23 protein-coding genes and 2 pseudogenes are annotated in these 19,452 nt (G+C 66.2%); 2 read left to right on the forward strand and 23 right to left on the reverse strand.

The window, feature by feature from the left end:
* Positions 1-158: 158 nt before the first annotated feature.
* From radC to DBO86_RS25825, 12 genes are all read right to left on the reverse strand, one after another.
* Positions 159-653, reverse strand: coding sequence for a RadC family protein (gene radC / locus DBO86_RS08850; RefSeq protein WP_108233483.1), 495 nt, complete (start codon positions 651-653; stop codon positions 159-161).
* A gap of 195 nt (positions 654-848) precedes the next feature.
* Positions 849-1,592 carry a DsbA family protein gene (locus DBO86_RS08855; protein ID WP_108233484.1) on the reverse strand — a complete coding sequence of 248 codons (744 nt, stop codon included), beginning with the start codon at positions 1,590-1,592 and terminating at the stop codon, positions 849-851.
* Between the two features lie 13 nt (positions 1,593-1,605).
* On the reverse strand, positions 1,606-4,485 hold the full coding sequence (locus DBO86_RS08860; RefSeq protein WP_108233485.1) for a conjugative transfer ATPase: 2,880 nt from the start codon (positions 4,483-4,485) through the stop codon (positions 1,606-1,608).
* Positions 4,485-4,919, reverse strand: coding sequence for a TIGR03751 family conjugal transfer lipoprotein (locus DBO86_RS08865; RefSeq protein ID WP_020193564.1), 435 nt, complete (start codon positions 4,917-4,919; stop codon positions 4,485-4,487). The genes DBO86_RS08860 and DBO86_RS08865 overlap by 1 nt, the downstream gene beginning before the upstream one ends.
* Positions 4,900-6,336 (reverse strand): TIGR03752 family integrating conjugative element protein, encoded by a 1,437-nt coding sequence (locus DBO86_RS08870; RefSeq protein ID WP_108233486.1) that lies wholly within the window; start codon positions 6,334-6,336, stop codon positions 4,900-4,902. The genes DBO86_RS08865 and DBO86_RS08870 overlap by 20 nt, the downstream gene beginning before the upstream one ends.
* Entirely contained in the window at positions 6,326-7,240 is a 915-nt protein-coding gene (locus DBO86_RS08875) for a TIGR03749 family integrating conjugative element protein (protein ID WP_108233487.1), read from the reverse strand. Before DBO86_RS08875 ends, DBO86_RS08870 begins: the two co-directional genes overlap by 11 nt.
* On the reverse strand, positions 7,237-7,935 hold the full coding sequence (locus DBO86_RS08880; RefSeq protein WP_003451246.1) for a PFL_4703 family integrating conjugative element protein: 699 nt from the start codon (positions 7,933-7,935) through the stop codon (positions 7,237-7,239). The genes DBO86_RS08875 and DBO86_RS08880 overlap by 4 nt, the downstream gene beginning before the upstream one ends.
* On the reverse strand, positions 7,932-8,342 hold the full coding sequence (locus tag DBO86_RS08885) for a TIGR03750 family conjugal transfer protein (protein ID WP_108233488.1): 411 nt from the start codon (positions 8,340-8,342) through the stop codon (positions 7,932-7,934). The genes DBO86_RS08880 and DBO86_RS08885 overlap by 4 nt, the downstream gene beginning before the upstream one ends.
* 12 nt (positions 8,343-8,354) lie before the next feature.
* The gene (locus DBO86_RS08890; RefSeq protein ID WP_003451249.1) at positions 8,355-8,723 is read right to left on the reverse strand and encodes a TIGR03745 family integrating conjugative element membrane protein; all 369 of its coding nucleotides are present in this window, start codon (positions 8,721-8,723) and stop codon (positions 8,355-8,357) included.
* Between the two features lie 22 nt (positions 8,724-8,745).
* Entirely contained in the window at positions 8,746-8,985 is a 240-nt protein-coding gene (locus DBO86_RS08895) for a TIGR03758 family integrating conjugative element protein (protein WP_003451251.1), read from the reverse strand.
* Entirely contained in the window at positions 8,982-9,326 is a 345-nt protein-coding gene (locus tag DBO86_RS08900; protein ID WP_036992632.1) for an integrative conjugative element protein, RAQPRD family, read from the reverse strand. The genes DBO86_RS08895 and DBO86_RS08900 overlap by 4 nt, the downstream gene beginning before the upstream one ends.
* Positions 9,327-9,666: 340 nt before the next feature.
* Positions 9,667-9,882 (reverse strand): hypothetical protein, encoded by a 216-nt coding sequence (locus DBO86_RS25825; protein WP_059396312.1) that lies wholly within the window; start codon positions 9,880-9,882, stop codon positions 9,667-9,669.
* Between DBO86_RS25825 and DBO86_RS08905 the strand changes: the two genes are divergently transcribed.
* Positions 9,811-10,182 (forward strand): transposase, encoded by a 372-nt coding sequence (locus tag DBO86_RS08905; protein ID WP_079452554.1) that lies wholly within the window; start codon positions 9,811-9,813, stop codon positions 10,180-10,182. The two genes, DBO86_RS25825 and DBO86_RS08905, sit on opposite strands and share 72 nt — an antisense overlap.
* Positions 10,183-10,253: 71 nt before the next feature.
* On the opposite strand, the pseudogene DBO86_RS08910 reads toward DBO86_RS08905, so the two are convergent.
* The 3 genes and pseudogenes from DBO86_RS08910 to DBO86_RS08920 all read right to left on the reverse strand — a co-directional run bounded on the left by DBO86_RS08910 (position 10,254) and on the right by DBO86_RS08920 (position 13,043).
* Positions 10,254-11,657: pseudogene (locus DBO86_RS08910) on the reverse strand (IS1182 family transposase).
* A gap of 103 nt (positions 11,658-11,760) precedes the next feature.
* On the reverse strand, positions 11,761-12,678 hold the full coding sequence (locus tag DBO86_RS08915; protein WP_108233489.1) for an AEC family transporter: 918 nt from the start codon (positions 12,676-12,678) through the stop codon (positions 11,761-11,763).
* A 95-nt stretch (positions 12,679-12,773) separates the two neighbouring features.
* A complete protein-coding gene (locus tag DBO86_RS08920) occupies positions 12,774-13,043 on the reverse strand; it encodes a helix-turn-helix domain-containing protein (protein WP_075746132.1) in 270 nt (89 codons plus the stop codon).
* A gap of 26 nt (positions 13,044-13,069) precedes the next feature.
* On the opposite strand from DBO86_RS08920, the pseudogene DBO86_RS08925 reads away from it, so the two are divergent.
* Positions 13,070-13,955 (forward strand): annotated as a pseudogene (locus DBO86_RS08925) (ISL3 family transposase); the annotation flags it as partial.
* A gap of 185 nt (positions 13,956-14,140) precedes the next feature.
* Here DBO86_RS08925 and DBO86_RS08930 read toward each other — a convergent pair.
* From DBO86_RS08930 to DBO86_RS08965, 8 genes are all read right to left on the reverse strand, one after another.
* Positions 14,141-14,581 (reverse strand): GlcG/HbpS family heme-binding protein, encoded by a 441-nt coding sequence (locus DBO86_RS08930; protein WP_017849597.1) that lies wholly within the window; start codon positions 14,579-14,581, stop codon positions 14,141-14,143.
* 30 nt (positions 14,582-14,611) lie between these two features.
* Positions 14,612-14,803, reverse strand: a complete 192-nt coding sequence (locus DBO86_RS08935; protein WP_003292102.1) for a 2-hydroxymuconate tautomerase — start codon at positions 14,801-14,803, stop codon at positions 14,612-14,614.
* Between the two features lie 48 nt (positions 14,804-14,851).
* A complete protein-coding gene (dmpH, locus tag DBO86_RS08940) occupies positions 14,852-15,646 on the reverse strand; it encodes a 2-oxo-3-hexenedioate decarboxylase (RefSeq protein ID WP_017849598.1) in 795 nt (264 codons plus the stop codon).
* Positions 15,643-16,683, reverse strand: coding sequence for a 4-hydroxy-2-oxovalerate aldolase (gene dmpG, locus DBO86_RS08945; protein ID WP_003450283.1), 1,041 nt, complete (start codon positions 16,681-16,683; stop codon positions 15,643-15,645). Before dmpG ends, dmpH begins: the two co-directional genes overlap by 4 nt.
* A gap of 12 nt (positions 16,684-16,695) precedes the next feature.
* Entirely contained in the window at positions 16,696-17,619 is a 924-nt protein-coding gene (locus tag DBO86_RS08950; protein ID WP_108233480.1) for an acetaldehyde dehydrogenase (acetylating), read from the reverse strand.
* Between the two features lie 14 nt (positions 17,620-17,633).
* Positions 17,634-18,419, reverse strand: coding sequence for a 2-oxopent-4-enoate hydratase (gene dmpE / locus DBO86_RS08955; RefSeq protein ID WP_045633702.1), 786 nt, complete (start codon positions 18,417-18,419; stop codon positions 17,634-17,636).
* Positions 18,420-18,430: 11 nt separating this feature from the next.
* Positions 18,431-19,279 carry an alpha/beta fold hydrolase gene (locus tag DBO86_RS08960; RefSeq protein ID WP_108233479.1) on the reverse strand — a complete coding sequence of 283 codons (849 nt, stop codon included), beginning with the start codon at positions 19,277-19,279 and terminating at the stop codon, positions 18,431-18,433.
* A 10-nt stretch (positions 19,280-19,289) separates the two neighbouring features.
* Positions 19,290-19,452, reverse strand: a 163-nt coding sequence (locus tag DBO86_RS08965) for an aldehyde dehydrogenase family protein (protein ID WP_146173191.1), incomplete at its 5' end; no start/stop codon positions are given.

Below are 19,452 nucleotides of genomic sequence, written 5' to 3' on the forward strand. Positions count from 1 at the left end.
TCTGCCATGCAAAGGTGTGCTTCTCAACAGGTAAAGGCCGGTTCAGCCGCCTATCCCACAAGCCTTCCAAGCTTCCGAAAGTCGCGACCATCAGAGCGCATCGCGAACGTGTGGATAGGGGCAAGACGCAAGGCGCCCCCGGAAGGGGCGCCTGCGGACTACAACAAGCCGGCTTCGGCGAACGAGTACGGGCTGCCCTTGCCGACGATGAAGTGATCCAGCACCCGGACATCGACGGTGGCCAGGGCGCTCTTCAGCCGCTCGGTGATCACACGATCAGCGGCCGAGGGCTCGGTGTTCCCCGAGGGATGCTGATGCGCCAGGATCAGCGCCGAAGCGTTGAGCGCCAGCGCACGCTGGACCACCACCCTCGGATACACCGAAGTCTGGTCGACCGTGCCCTTGAACAGCGGCTCGAAGGCGAGTACCTGGTGCTGGTTGTCGAGAAACACGACAGCGAAGATTTCGTTCGGCTCCGCGACCAGTTTCAGGCGCAGGTAGTCGCGCACGGCGGCGGGACTGCCCAGCGCCGGACCGGCCTTGAACACGCGGTTCTCCAGCAGGGTGATGGCCTGCCGGATGATCCAGTCTTCATGCTGGGCGGCGATCAGGGTGAGCGACTCCGGGCAGGAGTCGGCGATGACAAGAGACATGGCGAACCTCCAATGGATGAGATCGGAGGGCGCCTGCCCCTGGAGGGCAAACCCTCCTGGGGACGATGGGGATGGAACGGGTGACGAGCGGGCATCCACCACCGCGGATGCGGTGGCTGTTCGCGTCAAGGGATGCGATGCGAACGGGTTTCGATCAACGCGGACGAGCCGCGCCGCAGCCTTGAAGATCGATGGCTACCTGGGCATGTCACCGGCGACGCCGGCGGGCATGTCTGGGGAATGGGCTGGTTCGGCTGCGGTCGTGCTGCCGGCGGCGAGCAGGTCGATGGCCGACAGCAAGGCATCGCCTTCGACGGGACCGTGCAGCAGGAGGGTCTTGCCGGACTCGCGGTCGCGCAGTTGCAGGGCCGGCGTGGCCGCGATGCCCTGCTGTGCCGCTTCCGCCGCGTGGGCACGGATGATGGCATCGGGGCGATCGCTGTCGAGACAACCCTGCATGGCTGGTGTGAGGTCGGGATAGCGCAGGCTTTCCGGCAGGCCCTGGCCGTCGCCGCGGGTGTTCGCGTAGAGCCAGGCCACGGCCTGCCAGAACGTGGCATGTCCGCCGGTCTCGCCCGCGCACTCGGCCAGGCGTGCCCCGGCAGTCGCGGCCGGCTCGTGCATGGACAGCGGCAGGTGGTGCCACTGCCAGTTCACCTCGGGATGGGCGTCGATCCAGCGCTTGAGCGCGGGGAAGTAGGCCCGGCAGTACGGACACTCCAGGTCGGCGTACCCGACCACCGTGAAGCGCGCATCGGCACGGCCATACAGCCAGGGCGGGCCGGCCGGTTTCGACGCTTCGGACCCGGCAGCAGCCAGGGACACGGGGTCGGTCGCCGGATGCGGCGCGCGCAGCAGCATCCACCAGGCAACCGCAATCGTCACCACGATCAGCAGACCGATCCAGGGATGACGGCGGGCGAATGAGGGAAGGCGCATCGTGTCGCTCCCGTCAGGCCAACGTATCCAGCGCCAGGGGTTCGATGCCCCGCGCACGGTCGATCTTCTCGGCCACGCGGAAGGCGGCATCCAGCTCGCTGATGCCGTGCTGCTGCATCAACTGGAAGCGTTCGGCCTTCTCCTCGGGCTCGGTCATCGCCATCGCCAGGTAGAGGCTGGGCGGCACGGCGCGGAACAGCACTTCCATCGACTTGGACAGGATGACGCCCTCGCTGAACTTGCCGGCCTCCTTGCGGGCCGAGAGCATCAGCGCCTTCTGGGAAGCGTTGAGTTCGCGGAAGCGCGCGATCTTCTCGACTTCATCGGGCGGCATCGACAGGCAGATCCACCACTCGATCATGTTGAGCATGGGCTCGGCCGCTTTCGGCAGGTCGTCCAGGTTCTGCGTGGCGAGCCAGAACCAGGCGCCGAGCTTGCGCCACATCTTGGTGATCTTGACCACGTAGGGCGCGAGCAACGGGTTCTTCGTGATGATGTGGCCCTCGTCCGTCACGTTGATGATCGGGCGGCCCAGGAACTGGTCGCGCTCGGCGATGTTGTTGACCGTGTTGATGAGCGAGATATAGGCAATCGAGAGCTGCGCGTTGTAGCCCTCGCGCGCGAAGGTGGCCAGGTCCACGATGGTGATGTCCGCCTCGGGCCACGGCGTGCCGGACCGGTCGAACATCTCGCCGTCCACGCCCTGGCAGAACATATCCATGGCGTCGGCCATCTCCAGCAGCCGTGCGCGCCGCATCTCCGGCAGCGTGGCGTCGCGGGCGCGCTCGCGCAGCGCGTCGCGCACATCGCGCGTGAGCACCGTGCGTTCGTCAGCCACGCAATGCTGGGCCGCATCGAGAATGCACTGGCGGATCAGGCTGCGGTCGGCGCGCGTCATGCGCGCTTCTTCCTTGTCCTCGCCGCCGGTGATCATCAGTCGCGCCGTGATCTCCAGCTCGCCGAGCACGTCGCGCTGCTCGTCGCCTTCCACGGCCATGTCGACACCTGTCTGGTCTTCGTCGAGCGCATCGGCGTCCAGCGTCTGTACCTGGCTGGGCGTATCGACCAGCCGCCAGGCGTCGGCGAACGGAGCCAGACCGACGCCCGCGCCCGGCGCGAGCTTCACCCGATGCACGCTGAGGCCCAACCGCGCCGCGAAGTCGCCGAACAGGCCGAAGCTGTTGCCCGCCTCGACGATGAACAGGCGCGGCCGATAGATCGCGGTCACCTGGCTCATGATGTTGTTGAGCGTCGCGCTCTTGCCCGAACCGGTGGGGCCGAACAGGAACAGGTGCGCGTTCATCTGCCGGTCGAGGCGGTTCAGCGGGTCGAAGGTGATCGGCCCGCCGCCGCGGTTGAAGAACGTGATGCCCGGATGCCCCGTGCCCTGGCTGCGGCCCCAGACCGGCGCCAGGTTCGCCGCGTGTTGCGCGAACATGAGCTGGGTGTACCACTGGCGCTTGTCGGCAGCCGGATCGAACACGCACGGCAGCCAGCGCAGATAACTGTTCAGCGGCGCCACCTCGTCCTCTTCACGTACCGGTTGCAGGCCGGCGTTGAGCATCACGTTGACGAGCTGCAGGCCGCGCGCATCGAGCTGGGCCAGGTCGCGGCCACGCAGGTAGAACGCCAGCGCGCCGCGGTAGAGCTTGTGCGCGCTGCCGATCAGGCCGCGCGCCTGCTGCACGTCCTGGCGGGTCTGCTCCGAGGCCAGGGTCTCGCCGACGGCCTTCCTGGCGAGGTGGTTGAGGTGCGCCTCCAGCACGTCCTGGGGCGTGGCGACCAGCGTCAGGCACATCACCGTGTCCTCGGGCATCTGATCGAACAGCGCGTTCATGGCATCGCCGCCTTTGCGCGTCTCGCCCGTCAGATGGCCCGTCACGGGTGGCGTGCGCAGGCGATCCATCACGATCACCCGATGCGGCATGCCGTCGAAGAACCAAAGGCCGTTGGGCACGTCCGAGCGTGGCTGGCCGAAGAACAGGCGCTGCGCGAAGTCGGTGCCGCTGGCGAGTTCGATCTCGCCCTCTTCCCGCTCTTCCGGGTAGCGGGTCAGCGCATAGAAGCGTTCCCGGTCTTCGGCAGTGGCGCCGAGCAGGGTCGGGTTCGGGTTGAACCAGCGCAGCAGCCAGGCGTGGATGTCCGCCGCGCCGAGACGCCGGGCTTTCACGCCGGCATTCGCCAGCCCGCCGACCAGGCGGTCGCAGATCGTGGTCAGCGCCTGCTCGGGCGACTGGCCGCGCCGCGGGGCCGCGGACGTGCGGCGATAGACCACCATGCGCACGCGCCGGACCTGGCCGCGCCACCGCAGGCGCGTCACCGTGGTGTCCTCGAACAAGCCACCCGGCTTGGCGATGGCCTGCAGGTGATGGGCGAAGAAGCGCAGGTAGAAGTCGCTGAACGCGCTTCCCTGCGCACGCGGCTGCAGATAGTTCGCCAGTGAACGCAGATAGTTGTTCCAGTCGGCCTCGTCCTGGGCGTAGAGCTGCACCACCCAGGGGTTGTCGTCCAACTCGTCGAAGGAATCCTGCAGGGCGTTCTCCAGCGCATCGCGCGCCTGCCATAGCCAGACCATCTCGCGGCCCTCGGTGCCGACCGGCGCCAGCTCGAAGAAGGCCGCCACCGACCGCCCGTCTTCGAGCAGCATGGTCTTCGACCTCGGCAGGTACTCGACCCAGGGCAGCATGTCCGCGAACGACGGCGCGACGGTGTAGAGCGCATCGTGGTCGGACTGGGTCGCTGGCCGGCGCTGGCCGGCGAGCGCGCCGCCGGGCTCGGGTATGCCCTGCGCGGCCAGCGTCGCGACATGCAGCGCCCAGGCGTCGTCCGCCGCCTGCGCACCATCCGCTGGAGGGGCGGCTCCCTTGCGCGGCCACGGCATCGACCAGGCCATCAATAGTCCTCCACCCGCTCGCCGGGCATTGCGTACTGCACGCGCTGGTACAACGGGAACACCGTGCTGTAGCCAGGCACTGGCACCGGGTCGGTGCCGGCCAGATGCGGGAACACGTACATCACCAAGTCGGGATTCGGCAGGCGATGAAACTGCCGGTAGATTTCGTTGCTCGCGGTGCGCGTGTAGCGCTCTTGCACGGCGGGTGTGGCCTGCACGTCGGCTTCGGTCAGCGGCCGGCGCAGGCCCTGGCGTGCGTCGAGCAGTTGCCGTGCGGCGGGGCCCCCGCCTTCGCCGCCGCCGGTCTCCTGCTGCCAGATGTCGAGCATGGTGTTGTGGCCGTGGGGCAGCAGCTTCTCCTTGCTGGTCGCGCAGCCGCCGAGCAAGACGGCCGCCAGCAGCACGACGGCCGCGTCAATCCAGGTCCGAGGCATGGGCTTCTCCGATGCGGTGGTTCACCCGACGCCCCTGGGCGTCGCGGTCGATGTTGAGCGGCTGCTCCAGATGCACGGCGACCCTGGCGCCGGGCTGCACGTAAACGGCCGCGAAGGCCTGGCCATACAACTTGTTGACCCAGTCGGCCATGTCCCGCACGCCACCGGCCAGGATCCGGCCCATCGCTTCGTTGCCGCTGATGCCGACGGTGCCCATCGAGCCGTTGCTGTTGGCGACCACGGCCACGCTGCCGTTGTCGGACTTGATGAGCGAGGCCGCGCCGGCGCCGGCCGCGGTGATCAGCGCCTGGCTGCCGAGGTACTGCTGCGCGTTGCTGCGCCGCTCGCCGCTGACGCAGGGAATGCCGTAGGGATCGCTGATCCAGCCGAGGCCGCCTTGCGTGGCACTCGTCGTGCTGTTGGCGCTGGCTTGCCCGCTGCGCTGGTCCCGGTTGCCGTCCTCGGGCACCGTGCGGATGGTGCCGTCCTGGAACACGAACGTGACCGAGCGGATTTGCCCGCGCACGCACGAGAGCGTCCAGTCGCCCGAGGCCGTGCCGCTGACCACGGCGCCGGCCACGTCGGGGATGTCGATGCCGTTGGCCGTGAGGTTGTCCGGGCCGATCAGCACCTTGAACGGATAGGGATCGTTGACGGTTCCATCGATCGGCACGCGCCCGATCAGCGCCGTCATGGCAATCGACCCCATGAGCGTCGAGTTCGACGGCACAGTGTAGACCGCCTTCGTGGATGCGCCCACGGCGCGGCTGCCGACGTCGCCGACGGATTCCACTGCGGCCGACAGGCTTTTCTGGGCCGGCCCGAAGCTCAGGGGAAAGCTCGGCTCCTTGCTGCCGTTCTTGGCGTCGACCTTGGCATCGTCGGGCTCGACCCACTGCGTGCCACCGACGCCGCGGTTGAAGCGCTTGCCGTCACCCTCTTCCAGCCCCAGCCCGACGGGCAGGTCGGACGGGCCGCCCTTGCCGGCAATGGCGTCCAGTTGCCGCTGCAGATCCTGCAGCAGCCCCTGGGTCTGCTGCCTGTCGCTGGCCACCTGATTGCGCTCCTGCTCCAGGCGGTTGCGTTCGCCTTCCAGCGCGCTCTGGATGCGCTGGTCGATCGCGCTTTCCCGCGCACGCAGGCGCTCGTTCTCGGCCTTGTGCTGCCTGTTGTCGCCGAGCGCGCTCTGCAGCTCGGTGCGCAACTGCTTCACCTGCGCCACCAGCGTGGCGACGGTATCGCGCGGCGTGTCGCCGGCGATGCCCAGGGCCTTCATCTCCTCGGCCGTGAGCGTACCGGCCGCGCCCTTGGGCGCGGACTGGCCGCCGGGGGTGCCGGAGAACAGCTTGATGCCGACGACCACCAGCAGCAGCGCCATCGGGATCAGCAGCCACTTGAGCAGCGGATTACTCTTCATCGCGCGCTCCTCCGGCCGAGCCGGCCGCGGCGGCCGGCGGCAGGTTCACGATGGCGTCGATCGGGCTCAGCGCCGGCAGCAGCGACTCGGCCAGGCCGTGGCCGCGCGTGACCAGGTAGAGCACCGTGGTGTCGGACGGGGTGCCGGCCGGCCCCAGGTTCGGATGCTGGAAGGTCGCCGCCACGAAGTTCCCCTGCAGCGCGCGCGGGTCGAGGTCGAGCCAGCGCGCGGCGGTGTTGGTGAGTCGCACGGCCGTCACCCACTGGTCTTCCAGGCGCCACGCGGCCAGCGCCCGCGCGTGCACCGGCAGCGTCGGCAGCAGGGTGTCCAGCGCGAGGTCGCGGCGCAGGTTCACGCGCCCGATGCCGGACACCGGCTCGACGGTGCGCAGCGGCGCGTACAGGTTCTGTGCGGCATGGCGCGTCAGCACGACCGGTAGCGGCGTTTCGCGCCGGGGAACGGATTTGTCTGCGGGCGCATCGGCCTGCGCGTCCGCGCCACTTGCCGCACCGCCGCCGTAGCGCTTGGCGGGGGCTTCCGCTGCCACGATGCGCACCGGCTCCAGCGGCGCCTGGCCGTCCTGCGCCGGCTCGGCGGCGATGTCGAGCAGGATCAGCGCGCCGGATTCCACGTCCTGCAGTTGCAGCCGCGTTGGCGGAATCGGCTCGCTCGCCCGCAGGTAGATCGCGCCACCCGTACTCTGCACGCGCAGGTGGTCGCCAACACCGGTCGGCACGCCGACGCGCACATTGCGGTCGATGAAGACCACGCGCTCCTGGCCGACCACCAGCGGCAGCGGCAGGGGCAGCCGCTCCCAGCGCAGGATTTCCACGGCCTGGCTGGCCGGCACGAAACCGAGGGTCAGCAGGACGGCGGCCAGGGCCGACAAGACGACGGACTTCATGGGGAGCCTCCCTGCAGGCGGCCGGAGGCGTTGGCGGGCGTGCCGGCCCGGGTCGGCGTGGGCGTCGGCGGTGGTTCGATGCGCTGGGGTGCGCTGGCGTAGCAGTCCAGCGCCAGGCCGAAGGGGTTGCGCTCGGGGTCGATGTCCAGCCGGACGACCTTGATGGGGTAGCGCACCAGGGCGCGCTTGACCTGCTCGGAGCCGTAGTATTCGTCCGCGCTCACGTCGAGCGTGACGATCCAATCGCGGTCGGAGACCACCTTGACGCGCGTGGCCGGATTGTCGCCGTAGCCGCGGCCGGGAATCTCGTAGATGCCGCGCACGCGCTGACGCAACTCGCCCCTGGCACGCCGGTACTCGTAGTCCTGCTGCAGGAAGGCCCGGCAGCTCGGCGTCAGGTAGGCCGACAGCGCGCGCAGGTTGCGTGGATAGTCCTCTTCGCCGCTCGTGGGCCAGCGCTGTACCTGCTGCCAGATGTAGAAGGTGAAGGCATACACGCTCTCGGGCGGCACCTCCCACCACTTGCGCGTGCTGCCCGAGCGCAGGTCCGGCGGCACATGGATGGTGAGACTCTTCGGCGCAGTCCACCAACCGAAGCCGAGCAGCAGCACCACCGCGAACAGCGCGCCGGCGCCCAGGCGCAGCGTCCTCACGTGCGCCTGCAGGTGCGCAACCTCGTTCCTGAAACGGCTCATGGCGCCCCTCGATCGGCATTGCGCCGGGTCGTCCAGTAGCCCGAGCGGGTTATGAGGCGCTGGCCGCCCAGGAGCGCCGCCAGCGCTGGATGCCTGAGGGCCAACCGCCACTGGAGCTGCCGGTATAGCCAGGTCTCGGGCCGGCCGCGCTTCTGTGCGCGCAGGAAGCCGCCGCCGATGAAGACGCCCAGCGCGATACCGGCGACGATCAGCGTGGGCACCATGGCGATGCTGTGCGTGAGCCAGGCCAGCGGCACGCCGAGCGCGAACCCGGCGGCGGCCGACAGGCCGGCGCAGATCCACAACTCGTCGGCGGTCAACCCGCGCACGACCACCGGCTGGCGGTTCAGCCGGTGCGGCAGGAAGGTCACCAGCGTGTCGCGCGGGGTCTCCGCAGGGACGGCCATCGCTTGCCGCCCTCACAGCACGCCGGTGGCCTCGGTGAGCAGCCAGATGCCCACCACCAGCAGGATCGCGCCCACGGCGACCGTCAGGCCGAACTGCCCCCAGGTGGCGCGGCCGGCGTGGATCTCCGAGTAGCGGGTGTAGGCGTGGTAGCAGACGCCGACGAACATCGAGGCGACCACGAGCAGCGCGATCAGCAGCACGATGTCGTAGCCGTAGTTCTGCAGGGTCTGCAGGATGCCGCTGCCCTGGCCGCGCGATGGGTCTTCCATGGTCGGCAGGCCCTGCGCGAACGCGGATGGCGGCAGCCCCAAGAGCGCCAGCGGCAGCAGCGGCGCGGCGATGCGGGACGGAATGCGATGGGATGTCGTTGGCGTGTTCATGGCGTATGGCCCTTCGTGACGGTCAGGAGAGGAGGAAGAAGGCCAGCACCAGGTACATCGCCACGAAGCGCACGACGACGGCGAGGAACTGACGTTCAGTGATGCGGTGCTCGGCCCAGCCGACATAGGCGGTGCGCATGGCCCACACGCCCCACAGCAGTAACACGGCGAACACGAAGCCCAGCACCACGGCGGAGACGGCCGAAGGCGCAAAGCCGCCGTTGGCCTGGAAGGCGGCGACCTGATCGGCAGAGGGCGTCATGGCGACGGTTCCTCGTCGTCGGCGCGCTCGCGGCGGACGTAATCGCCGGCCAGCGGGACGGGATCGCGCGGCTGGGCGCGCTGGGGCACGAGGTAGTCCTGCAGGCCGGTGCGAACGCGCTGCAGGTCGGCGCGCAGCCGGGCGTAGTCGAAGTGGTAGCGGGCGCGCGCCTGCGGGGCGGTGCTGGTGGCGTGCTCGACCAGTCGGTCGATCAGGTCGAGCTGGCGCGCGAGCGCGGCGAGCTGCTCGTGTTCAGCGGTGGCATCGCCGGCCGATGCGGGCGATACGCCGGCCAGCGCGATGATCAGCGCCAAGGCCGGCACACGGCGGCAAGGGGTCATCGGGTTGCCATGGGGTGTCATCACGCCGTTCCACAGTCGTTTGGATGGCGGGATGCTGCGGTGGTCGGCTGGAACCTGCCGCAAACAATCGGAACGGGCTGCGAACCGGATTCACGTAATCTACTTCGTAGAGTGCCAAGCTAGCGCTTGCCGTGTCCGGCGTGCCCTGCGCCGGAGCAGCCAATCCACGACCGGGGCGAGCGCCGTTGGCAGCACCTGCACTTCTTCCAGTTTCGCGTCTCATCGATGCCCACCGCCGTGGGTGGGGTGCACGCAGTGAACTTCAGCGCGGCGCGGCGGCCGGGTGTGGACGAGACTAACGCCCGTCGCGGCCAGCGCTCTACGTGACGTTGTTCCATAATACCGATGCGCGGCGCTTGCTGTTCGCCACGCCGGGCCGGGATGCCCAGACCTTTGCGACGTTCGCAGCCGATCTGCGTGCGTATGGTGGCGAGCCCGACGCGATCACCGACATTGGCATCGACTGCCCAGGGCCTTCCAGGCGGGCGCGGCCAAGCAGCATCCGCAGGCGCGCCTCGCCTTCGATCCATTTCATGTGGTGGCGCTGGCCAGTCGGGCGCTCGACCAGGTTCGGCGTGCGGAAGTGAAGCTCGCGCCGGAGCTAAAAGGCAGTCGTTGGGCGTTGCTCAAGCGCGCGGCGCACTGGTATCGCAAACAGATCGACACCATGCATTGGCTGCAGCGCAGCGGCCTGAAGACAGCACGTGCCTTGCGCCTGAAAGAGGCATTGCGCCAACTCTATCAAGCACGCCACGCCGTTAGCCCTGCTCGACGGCTGGATCTCGTGGGCACGTCGCTGCCGGCTGTGGACGAATGGCTTCGCCTTCGCTCCTGATGCCCCTCTCGTGAACTCAAGTCCGACAGGCAGATAGAACATTAGATTTTCCGGAAAACAGGCGTTTTTAGTTAGCCAATTTCCCCGGATTTATGCCTGTTTTTTTGCTCAATTTTTCCGATTTGCGGGCGTAGTACGGCCATGCGTTTCAGGTTCCACGCTAGGCACGCCAGCGTCCATCGCCCCTGACCTTTTCATTCCACGCAGCGAGAATTGCCGAAAGCCCAGCACCGACTTGATGATGCCGAACACCGGCTCCACCGTTTGCTTGCGCAACGCATACCGCGCACGACCCACCTGGTTTTCAGCTTGTGCGCCATGTGCTGCGCCGGGGTGGCGTCGGCGGCCAAGGCCGGTGGCTCGGTGAAGCGCGCGCAGGGCGAGGGGTGATGCTCCTCTCGCTTGACCGCCATCAGCGGCTCGATGCTGCTCGCGGTGCAGGCGTTGGCATTGGCGGCGCTGTAGTAGCCGCTATCAGTCAGCAGTTCGCTGGGCTTGCCCAGCGTGGCGGGTAATTCGGCCAGTTGTGCCAGCATCGGCATGACTTGTTCCTTGTCGTTGCAGGCCTGGGTGACGGCTGGCGCCACCACCAGCATGCTGGTCGTATCCACCGCTGCCTGGGCGTTGTAGGCCTGTTCGAAGCCGCCGCCGGATACCGGCATGATGCGCGAGTCTTCATCGGTCAGGTTGATCTGATCTTTGGCCGTCGGCCCCGCAATGGGTGGCTTGGGGGCTTTGCCGCGTGGTTTCTTGCCACTGGCTTTGGCCTTTTCCTCCCGCTGCGCCAGCTTGGCCTGATACTCAGCTTGCTCCTTGGCGAAGCGCGCCTTGGCACGGGCTTGGATCTTGCTCTTCGCCTCGGCCATGGCCGCCAGGCGGGTTTCACGGCGAGCGATTTCCTCTGGCAGATTCATGCCGTCCGGGACGGCCGATTGATCCGCCTGCTCGGCCAGGGCGAATAGCGTCTGCACTTCGCTCTTGAGCTGATTTTCGAGTTGTTCGATATGCCCATGGGACAGCGCGCTATGGCGCGATGCGTTGGCGTGGATCTTGGTGCCATCCAGACTGATCGTGCCCAGCGTGAGCAGGCGCATTTCCTGCGCCATTTGCAGTACCTGCACGAACAGGCCGGCCAGTTCGTCGAGAAAGCGGCGGCGGAAGCTGGCCAGGGTATCGTGATCGGGATGAGCGTCAGCGGCGATGAAGCGGAAGGCCACCGAGTCATGGGTGGCGCGCTCGATCTTGCGGCTGGAGAACACGCCGGTGGCGTAGCCATAGATCAGCAGGGCCAGCAGCATCGACGGGTGATAGGCGCTACTGCCACGCCCGGCGTACGCTTTCTCCAGCGCGCTAAGATCACACCCGTCGACGACTTCGACGATAAAGCGAGCCAGGTGATTTTCCGGCAGCCAGTCTTCGATGGAGGGCGGCAACAGGTAGCTGGTGTGGCGATCGACTGGGCGGAAACGGCTCATGCTGGGTCTCGCTAAGGGCAGGCCGCCATGATCGCAGAAAACCATGGGAAAGACCGACAGGCTGCTAGCGATCGGATTCGAGTGATTTAGAGTTCCCGGCTCACTAAATGCTCCCGCCAAAGCTCTGCAGCAACATTATCAGCACGGTCAGAGTCAGAAAACCCAGGAGTGAGCTGGCGATCACCTGACTTGAGACGAAACGCGGTTCGGCATCGAATTCGGTTGCCAGGATTATCGTGAAGACAGCAGTGGGCATGGCCGCCATAACAATGAATGTATGCTGTGCAACACCTTCCAGACCCAACAGCTCACTGACCAGGTAGGCCAAGACGGCGCTGCCAATGAGCCTCAGGCCGAGTGCCGCCAATAGGCTGGCACCCCGGTCCAGGGCTACGCCTTTCTCAAGCTGGAAGCCCAGAATTAGCAGCATGATCGGAATTGAGGCCTGGCCCAGCATCTCTAAATGCTGAGCGAGCGCGAGCGGCAGGGTTGTATCCGTGACGCGAAGCAGAAAGGCCAGCCCGATCGCCCATACTACCGGCAGCTTCAGGGTTTGTTTGAGGGGGCCGAGCCCCGCATTGTGGCTGCGCGCCGCGATGAAGACTCCCAGCGACCAGCCCAGGATGGCCTGGGATGCAAAAATGATGACCGCGACAGCAAGGCCTTCCTGGCCAAAGGCGAGCAGGGCCACAGGTAGGCCCATGTTGCCGGCGTTGGGAAATGCCGTGGCAAGCATAAACCCACTCTGCATGGGACGGTTGTGACCAAGGCTGCGGCTGAGCAGCGCGCTGACGGCCACCAGGCTGATGCTCATGAGCAGGATCGCGCCAACGATCCGTCCGGTCGCCTCCAACGGCAGGCTCGCATTAAGCAGAGAGTCCAGCACCAGCGCAGGTGATAGCAGGTATAGCATCATCTGGCTGAAAGGGGCCGCAGGGATATTGCGCCAGCGTTTGAGTCCGGCACCGGCCGCCGCGACAATCAGTATTGGCAGGATGACGTTGAAAAAAACGTTAGTCACAAGACGAAAGACCTCGGCCGAAGTTGCAGGAGCGCAGGGAAAATCTGGGAATCTTCAGTGGCGCTCAACAGAGGCTTCTCAGCCGTGCAGTTGCGCTAGCGGGTAATGAACGTGTGAGAAGATACGTGAGTCCATGATTCCGTGAAAGCAGCCTTGTCCAGACCGTGCCTTTTTATTTTATTGTAGAGGGTTTTACGAGGCAGCCCGAGCTGCAGCATGGTGTGCTTTATACTCCCGTGGCAACTGTTAAGGGCGCTCACCAGTGCGAGCGCTCGAGCATAGGAAGAATAAAGGTTCTTCGCGGATTCTGGGGAAAGAGCGCGTTGACAGGCAGGGAAGTGGGTAAATTGGCAGTCGCTCAACATCCCAACCCCCACACCCTGCTGTCGCCGTGCATCCTATTGATCTTGCCGCTTTCTGGCCAGGCTACGACGTCGTCGCCTCTCGCCCCGTAGCTGAGAATACCCTGCTGATCGAGCTCGAACCCCAGGCCACGCGAGTGCCCTGGTGTGGGCGCTGTCTACAGCCCTGTCCGTTGATTCACGAACGGCGTCTACGCCACGTGCGTGACCGCGACCTGCTGAATCAGCAGGTGCTGCTCCAATTGTCCATGCGTCGCGTCGACTGCCTGCGGTGTGGGCGGGTGACCGAACGGAACGATTGGCTGGAGCCGGCTTCCCGCCTGACTCGACGTTTGCAAGCCTGGCTCGAGGGCTTGTTGCGGATACTGCCCATCAGCCACGTCAGCCAGCTCACCGGCCTGCATTGGCACACCCTCAAGGCCCTCGACAAACGCCGCCTGGAAGCGGAGGCAGGCGTCATCGAGCCGGGCGACGTCCGGCGCCTGGTGATGGACGAGCTCGCCCTGCACAAGCGCCATCGCTACGCCACGGTGATCATGGATGCCGAGCGAACACGCGTGCTGTGGGTCGGCCACAGCCGCCAGGCGATTCGCCCATTCTTCGAGTGGCTCGGTGAGCACTGCCGGCATATCGAGGCGGTCGCCATGGACATGAACACCGCTTTCGACCTGGAAGTGAAGCGGCACTGCCCTCAAGCCGAAGTGGTGTACGACCTGTTCCATGGGGTGGCGCGCTACGGTCGTGAGGTGATCGACCGTATCCGCGTCGACCAGGCCAACCACCTTGCGCGATAACAAACCAGCGCGCAAGGTGGTCAAGCGCAGCCGCTGGCTGCTGCTGCGCAACGCTGAGCACCTCAAGGGCGGCCAAGCCGTGCAGTTGCAGGAATTGCTCGCCGCCAACCAGCCATTGGCCCACGGTCTATCTGCCACCGCCAAACTGAACGGGCTTGCCGACCTAGCATCCATCGGCTGATCTGTTTCTCGCTCCGCTTATTACCGAAACCGCCTAAAGAGATCAGAAGGCCAATCAATGCTGCTGATTTCCCTTCTGGAAGCCAGCCGCATGATGCGTTCGGGCGCGAAAGTCAAAATCTGCCTCTACCCCAAACTGGATGCCTCATGATGCCCTATGGCCGCCAAGCCCGCTGCCGCGCAGGCTTCGTCCTGCCCCTCGTCGGCCCCAGAGACGCCGATGCCGCCGATGCATTCACCATCGAGCAGGATCGGCAGGCCCCCGCCGAACACCACCAGCCGCTCGCGTCTTGGCAGGCCGATGCGCAGGCGCGGGTTGTCACCCAGCACGTCGAGCCAGTCGCGGGTGGAGAAGCCGAAGCTCACGGCGGTGTATGCCTTGTCTTCGGCAATTTCCCGTGAATGTAGAAAGGCGCCGTTCATGCGGAGATAGGCCAACGGCAGGCCGGAGTGGTCAACCACGCAGACGTTAATGCGCACGCCTAGCTTCTCTGCATGTGCCACGGCCGCACGGGTGGCGGCATAGGCGGCTTCCCAGTGCAGCGAGCGTTGATTCGTTGTTCTCATGTGCCGGACTCTGTGCAGGAGGAGGCAGGTTCATCGACCAATGGCCTTGGCGCTTTCGCCGCCGATGCCGAAGTGGCCTTTGGGCATCTCGGTTATAATCACTCGCACGCTGGTCAGCGGCGCATCCAGGGAGCGCGAGATGGCCTCGCTGACTTCGCGAATGAGGGTTTCCTTCTGCTCGTCGCTGCGGCCTTCAAGGATGTGGATCTGGGCAATAGGCATGGTGTGCCTCCTGAAGAAGAGGCCGCCCGGGCAGGGCGGCCGGATGGCTCAGACGAAGCGCGCGGAGACGCTGCCAAGCCCCTGGTAGCGCACGGTGATGTTGTCGCCCGGCGCTACTGCGACGGCGGCGGTGATGCCGCCAGTCATGATGAAGGTGCCGGCCGGTATGTGTTCGTCGCGCTCTGCCAGCAGGTTGGCCAGCATGGCCACGCTGGACAGCGGATGGCCGAGCACTGCGGCGCCGGCACCAAGTTCCACCACCTCGCCGTTCTTCTCCATCACCACGCCGAGAGTGCGCAGGTCGACCTCCTCGAGGTTGGCCATGCGGCCTCCGGTGATGTAGCGGGTCGACGAGGCGTTGTCGGCCACCACGCTGATCAGGTCGAACTTGAAATTCTCATAGCGCGAGTCGATTACCTCGACGGTGGGGATCACGTAGTCGACCGCGGCGATCACGTCGCCGATATGGCAACCAGGCCCGACCAGCGGTGCCTTGGTGACCACCGCGATTTCCGCCTCGATCTTGGGGTGGATCAGCTTGGAACAGTCCACCGTGCCGCCGTCGGGCACGCTGAAGTAGTCGGCGAGAAAGCCGTAGATCGGCGTCTCCACGCCCATCTGTGCCATCTTCGCCCATGAGGTCAGGCCCATCTTCAGGCCGACGATCTTGTTGCCGCGCTCCTCCTTGCGCCGGCGGATTTCCCACTGGATGTCGTAGGCATCGGCGAAGGTCATCTCGGGATAGTCGTTGGTGACCTTGTGGATGTCATGGGCCTGCAATTCGGCGTTCTCGATGTGCTCGGCCAGGGCCAGCACCTGCTCGCGGTTGAGGGTACGGTTCATGCGCTCACCTTCTGGTTCTGGCGGGCCCGGGACATATCCAGGGCGAGGTCTTCGATCATGTCTTCCTGGCCACCGACGGTGCCGCGGCGCCCCAGCTCGACCAGAATGTCGCGGGCCGGCACGCCGTATTTCTTCTCGGCGCGCTGGGCGAACAGCAGGAATGAGCTGTATACGCCGGCATAGCCCAGGGTCAGCGCATCGCGGTCGACGCGGATCGGCTGGTCCATCATCGGCACGACGAGGTCTTCGGCCACATCCATGATCTTGTAGAGGTCGATGCCGGTTTCCACGCCCATGCGCTTGCACACCGCGACGAAGACTTCCAGCGGGGTGTTGCCGGCACCCGCGCCTAGCCCTGCGACCGAGCCGTCGATGCGCGAGGCGCCGGCCTCGATGGCCGCCAGCGAGTTGGCGATGGCCATGCCCATGTTGTGGTGACCGTGGAAGCCGATCTCGGTGGCCGGGTTCAGCTCGGCGCGCAGCAGGCCGATCTTCTCGCTGACTTCATCGGGCAGCATGTAGCCGGCGGAGTCGGTGCAATAGATGCAGTTGGCGCCGTAGCTTTCCATCAGCCGCGCCTGCTCCAGCACTTTTTCGGCGCTGATCATGTGCGCCATCATCAGGAAGCCGACGGTATCGGCGCCCAGCTTGCGCGACATGCCGATGTGCTGCTCGGAGACATCGGCCTCGGTGCAATGCGTGGCCACTCGAATGGTGGAGACGCCACAGTCGAGCGCCATCTTCAGGTGGTCGACCGTGCCGATGCCCGGCAGCAGCAGGGCGGATACCTTGGCCTGCTTGAGGCGCGGGATCACCGCACGCAGGTATTCCTCGTCGCTGTGCGCGGGGAAACCGTAGTTGATCGAGCGACCGCCGAGGCCGTCGCCGTGGGTGATCTCGATCAGTGGCATGCCGGCGGCGTCGAGGCCGGTGGCGACCGCGATCATCTGCTCGAGGCTGATCTGGTGGCGCTTGGCGTGCATGCCGTCGCGCAGGCTCATGTCGTGCAGGGTGACGTTCTTGCCTTGCAGATTCATGGTGCGACTCCTTTAGGCCAGTGCCGCTTCACGACGTGGCAGTTGAATGGTGCCGCTGGCGATTTCCTCGGCGAACATCTCGCCGGTGCGCAGGGCGGCGGCGGTCATGATGTCGAGGTTGCCGGCGTACTTGGGCAGGTAGTCGCCCAGGCCCTCGACCTCCATGAAGATCGAGACGCGGTTGCCGTCGAATACCGGGCCATTCTTCAGCCGGTAGCCGGGCACGTACTTCTGCACCTCGGCGATCATCGCGTGGACCGATGCGGTGATCGCATCCTGGTCCGGTTCGGTTTCGGTCAGGCAGTGGATGGTGTCGCGCATCATCAGCGGCGGCTCGGCCGGGTTGACGACGATGATCGCCTTGCCTTCCTTGGCCCCGCCGACCTGCTCGATGGCGCCGGCGGTGGTGCGGGTGAACTCGTCGATGTTCTTGCGGGTGCCCGGGCCGATGGAGCGCGAGGACACGGTGGCGACGATCTCGCCGTAGGCCACCGGCTGCACGCGCGATACCGCGGCGACCATCGGGATGGTGGCCTGGCCACCACAGGTGACCATGTTGACGTTCATTTCCAGCGTGCCGACATGCTGCTTGAGGTTCACCGGCGGCACGCAGTACGGGCCGATGGCGGCCGGGGTCAGGTCGACCATCAGCACGCCCAGCTCGTTGAGCTTGCGGCTGTTCTCGGCGTGTACATAGGCGGAGGTGGCATCGAAGGCGATGCGGATATCGTCCTCGAGCACGTGCGGCAGCAGGCCGTCGACGCCCTCGGCGGTGGTCTTCAGGCCGAACTCGCGGGCGCGCTTGAGGCCATCGGACTCGGGGTCGATGCCGACCATCCAGACCGGCTCGATCCACTCGGAACGCAGCATCTTCATCACCAGATCTGTGCCGATGTTGCCCGGGCCTATGATCGCTACTTTCAGTTTCTTGTTCATCAGGCTGTCCTCGATCAGATGAAGCGCACGGAGGCGCTGCCGATGCCGCCGATCTCGACGCGCATGAAATCACCGGCCTTGACCGGTTCCAGCGGAACCAGCGAGCCGGACAGGATCACTTCGCCGGCCTTCAGGCCGATGCCGAAGTGGCCGAGGGTGTTGGCCAACCAGGCCACGCAATTGACCGGCGAGCCGAGCGCAGCCGCTCCAGCGCCGGTGGAGAGCAGCTGGCCGTTCTTCTCGACCAGCATGCCGCAGGTGACCAGATCGACCTGGCGCGGTGAGACGGCCTGGTCGCCGAGCACGAACAGCCCGCAGGAGGCGTTGTCCGCCACGGTGTCCTGGATCTTGATCTTCCAGTCCTGGATGCGCGAATCGACCACTTCGAAGCAGGGGATCACGCATTCGGTGGCAGCCAGCACGTCGGCGTTGGTCACGCCCGGCCCCATCAGGTCCTTCTTGAGGATGAAGGCGATCTCGCCCTCGGCGCGCGGCTGGATCAGCTTCTCGCTGATCGGCATGGCTTCGCCGCTGTTGTAGACCATGGCATCGGTGAGGTAGCCGAAGTCCGGCTGGTGCACGCCGAGCATGTTCTGCACGGCCTTGCTGGTGACGCCGATCTTCTTGCCGATCACCCGCTCGCCGGCGGCCAGGCGCCGTTCCAGCATGCGCAGGGAAATGTGGTAGGCGTCCTCGACGCTGATGTCGAAGCCGCGGCTGGTCAGCGGCGTGACGGTCTCGCGCTGGACCATCGCCTGGTAGAGCTCGTCGCCGAGTTCGTTGATCAATGTCTTGTCCATATCGGTCTCTCTCAGGAATGGAGGGCGTCGGCCTCGGCGAGGAAATTCTCGACCAAGCGGGCGAAACGCTCGGCGTGTTCGATCTGGGTCCAGTGGCCGCACTGGCCGAACACGTGTAGCTGGGCGTTGGGAATCCACTGCGCGAGGGTCAGCGAAGCCTGCAGCGGGATGATCCGATCCTCGCGGCCGTGGATGACCAGGGTTTCGTTGGGCAGGGCGCGGATATCGGTCTCGTTGCTGGCCAGATCGTCGACTCCGTTCTGCCGTGGCGGCGGGAACATCGCGGCGAACGACTCCTGAAAGCCGGGGCGGATACTGGCCTGGTAACGCAGCTCGGCCAGCTCGTCGTTGACCAGGGTGCGGTCGTGGGCGAAAACGTCCATCAGCCGGCGCATGCTGGCAAAGGACGGCTCGTAGCCCCAGACAGCATCCAGGCCCGGCGTGATTGGAAAACTCACTCCAACGCTGCCCATCAGCACCAGCCGGCGCACCCGCTCGGGATGCCGGATGGCCAGTGCCAGCGCCAGCCCGCCGCCGAACGAGTTGCCGACGATGTCGGCCTGCTGGATGCCGAGGGCGTCGAGCACGCCGATGGCATGCTCGACCCAGCGCGCCTGGCTGTATTGTCCATCGGCCGGACGTTCGCTGTAGCCGAAGCCGAGCATGTCCGGAGCGACCACCCGGCGCGTCTGCGCCAGCTGCGGAATGATCCCGCGCCAGTTGGCCCAGGCGGTGACGCCCGGCCCGGAGCCGTGGATCAGCAGAACCGGGAAGCCTTCGCCCTGATCATGCAGGTTGGTGCGGTAGCCAGCGGCGAGGATTTCGCGACCGATTTCAGGGCTTTGCTGCGGTGCGTTCATGGCCAGCTCCTCAGAGTTTCACACAGATGTTTTTCAGCTCGGTGTAGAATTCCAGCGAGTGCACACCCCCTTCGCGCCCGATGCCCGACTGCTTGCTGCCGCCGAAGGCGGTGCGCAGGTCGCGCAGGAACCAGCTGTTGACCCAGACGATGCCGGCCTCGATCTGCCCGGCG

Source organism: Ectopseudomonas oleovorans (assembly GCF_003052605.1).
GTDB lineage: Bacteria > Pseudomonadota > Gammaproteobacteria > Pseudomonadales > Pseudomonadaceae > Aquipseudomonas > Aquipseudomonas oleovorans_A.

Bases quoted from the DNA above. Each gene is read 5' to 3' on its own strand.
- DBO86_RS08885 (WP_108233488.1), bottom strand. From the start codon at position 8,342: ATGGCCGTCCCTGCGGAGACCCCGCGCGACACGCTGGTGACCTTCCTG.
- DBO86_RS08865 (WP_020193564.1), bottom strand. From the start codon at position 4,919: ATGCCTCGGACCTGGATTGACGCGGCCGTCGTGCTGCTGGCGGCCGTC.
- DBO86_RS08855 (WP_108233484.1), bottom strand. From the start codon at position 1,592: ATGCGCCTTCCCTCATTCGCCCGCCGTCATCCCTGGATCGGTCTGCTG.
- DBO86_RS08860 (WP_108233485.1), bottom strand. From the start codon at position 4,485: ATGGCCTGGTCGATGCCGTGGCCGCGCAAGGGAGCCGCCCCTCCAGCG.
- DBO86_RS25825 (WP_059396312.1), bottom strand. From the start codon at position 9,882: ATGAAATGGATCGAAGGCGAGGCGCGCCTGCGGATGCTGCTTGGCCGC.
- DBO86_RS08875 (WP_108233487.1), bottom strand. From the start codon at position 7,240: ATGAAGTCCGTCGTCTTGTCGGCCCTGGCCGCCGTCCTGCTGACCCTC.
- DBO86_RS08870 (WP_108233486.1), bottom strand. From the start codon at position 6,336: ATGAAGAGTAATCCGCTGCTCAAGTGGCTGCTGATCCCGATGGCGCTG.
- DBO86_RS08960 (WP_108233479.1), bottom strand. From the start codon at position 19,279: ATGAACGCACCGCAGCAAAGCCCTGAAATCGGTCGCGAAATCCTCGCC.
- DBO86_RS08920 (WP_075746132.1), bottom strand. From the start codon at position 13,043: ATGTTGAGCGACTGCCAATTTACCCACTTCCCTGCCTGTCAACGCGCT.
- dmpH (WP_017849598.1), bottom strand. From the start codon at position 15,646: ATGAACCGTACCCTCAACCGCGAGCAGGTGCTGGCCCTGGCCGAGCAC.
- DBO86_RS08890 (WP_003451249.1), bottom strand. From the start codon at position 8,723: ATGAACACGCCAACGACATCCCATCGCATTCCGTCCCGCATCGCCGCG.
- DBO86_RS08935 (WP_003292102.1), bottom strand. From the start codon at position 14,803: ATGCCTATTGCCCAGATCCACATCCTTGAAGGCCGCAGCGACGAGCAG.
- dmpG (WP_003450283.1), bottom strand. From the start codon at position 16,683: ATGAATCTGCAAGGCAAGAACGTCACCCTGCACGACATGAGCCTGCGC.
- DBO86_RS08930 (WP_017849597.1), bottom strand. From the start codon at position 14,581: ATGAGAACAACGAATCAACGCTCGCTGCACTGGGAAGCCGCCTATGCC.
- DBO86_RS08880 (WP_003451246.1), bottom strand. From the start codon at position 7,935: ATGAGCCGTTTCAGGAACGAGGTTGCGCACCTGCAGGCGCACGTGAGG.
- dmpE (WP_045633702.1), bottom strand. From the start codon at position 18,419: ATGGACAAGACATTGATCAACGAACTCGGCGACGAGCTCTACCAGGCG.
- DBO86_RS08950 (WP_108233480.1), bottom strand. From the start codon at position 17,619: ATGAACAAGAAACTGAAAGTAGCGATCATAGGCCCGGGCAACATCGGC.
- DBO86_RS08895 (WP_003451251.1), bottom strand. From the start codon at position 8,985: ATGACGCCCTCTGCCGATCAGGTCGCCGCCTTCCAGGCCAACGGCGGC.
- radC (WP_108233483.1), bottom strand. From the start codon at position 653: ATGTCTCTTGTCATCGCCGACTCCTGCCCGGAGTCGCTCACCCTGATC.
- DBO86_RS08900 (WP_036992632.1), bottom strand. From the start codon at position 9,326: ATGACCCCTTGCCGCCGTGTGCCGGCCTTGGCGCTGATCATCGCGCTG.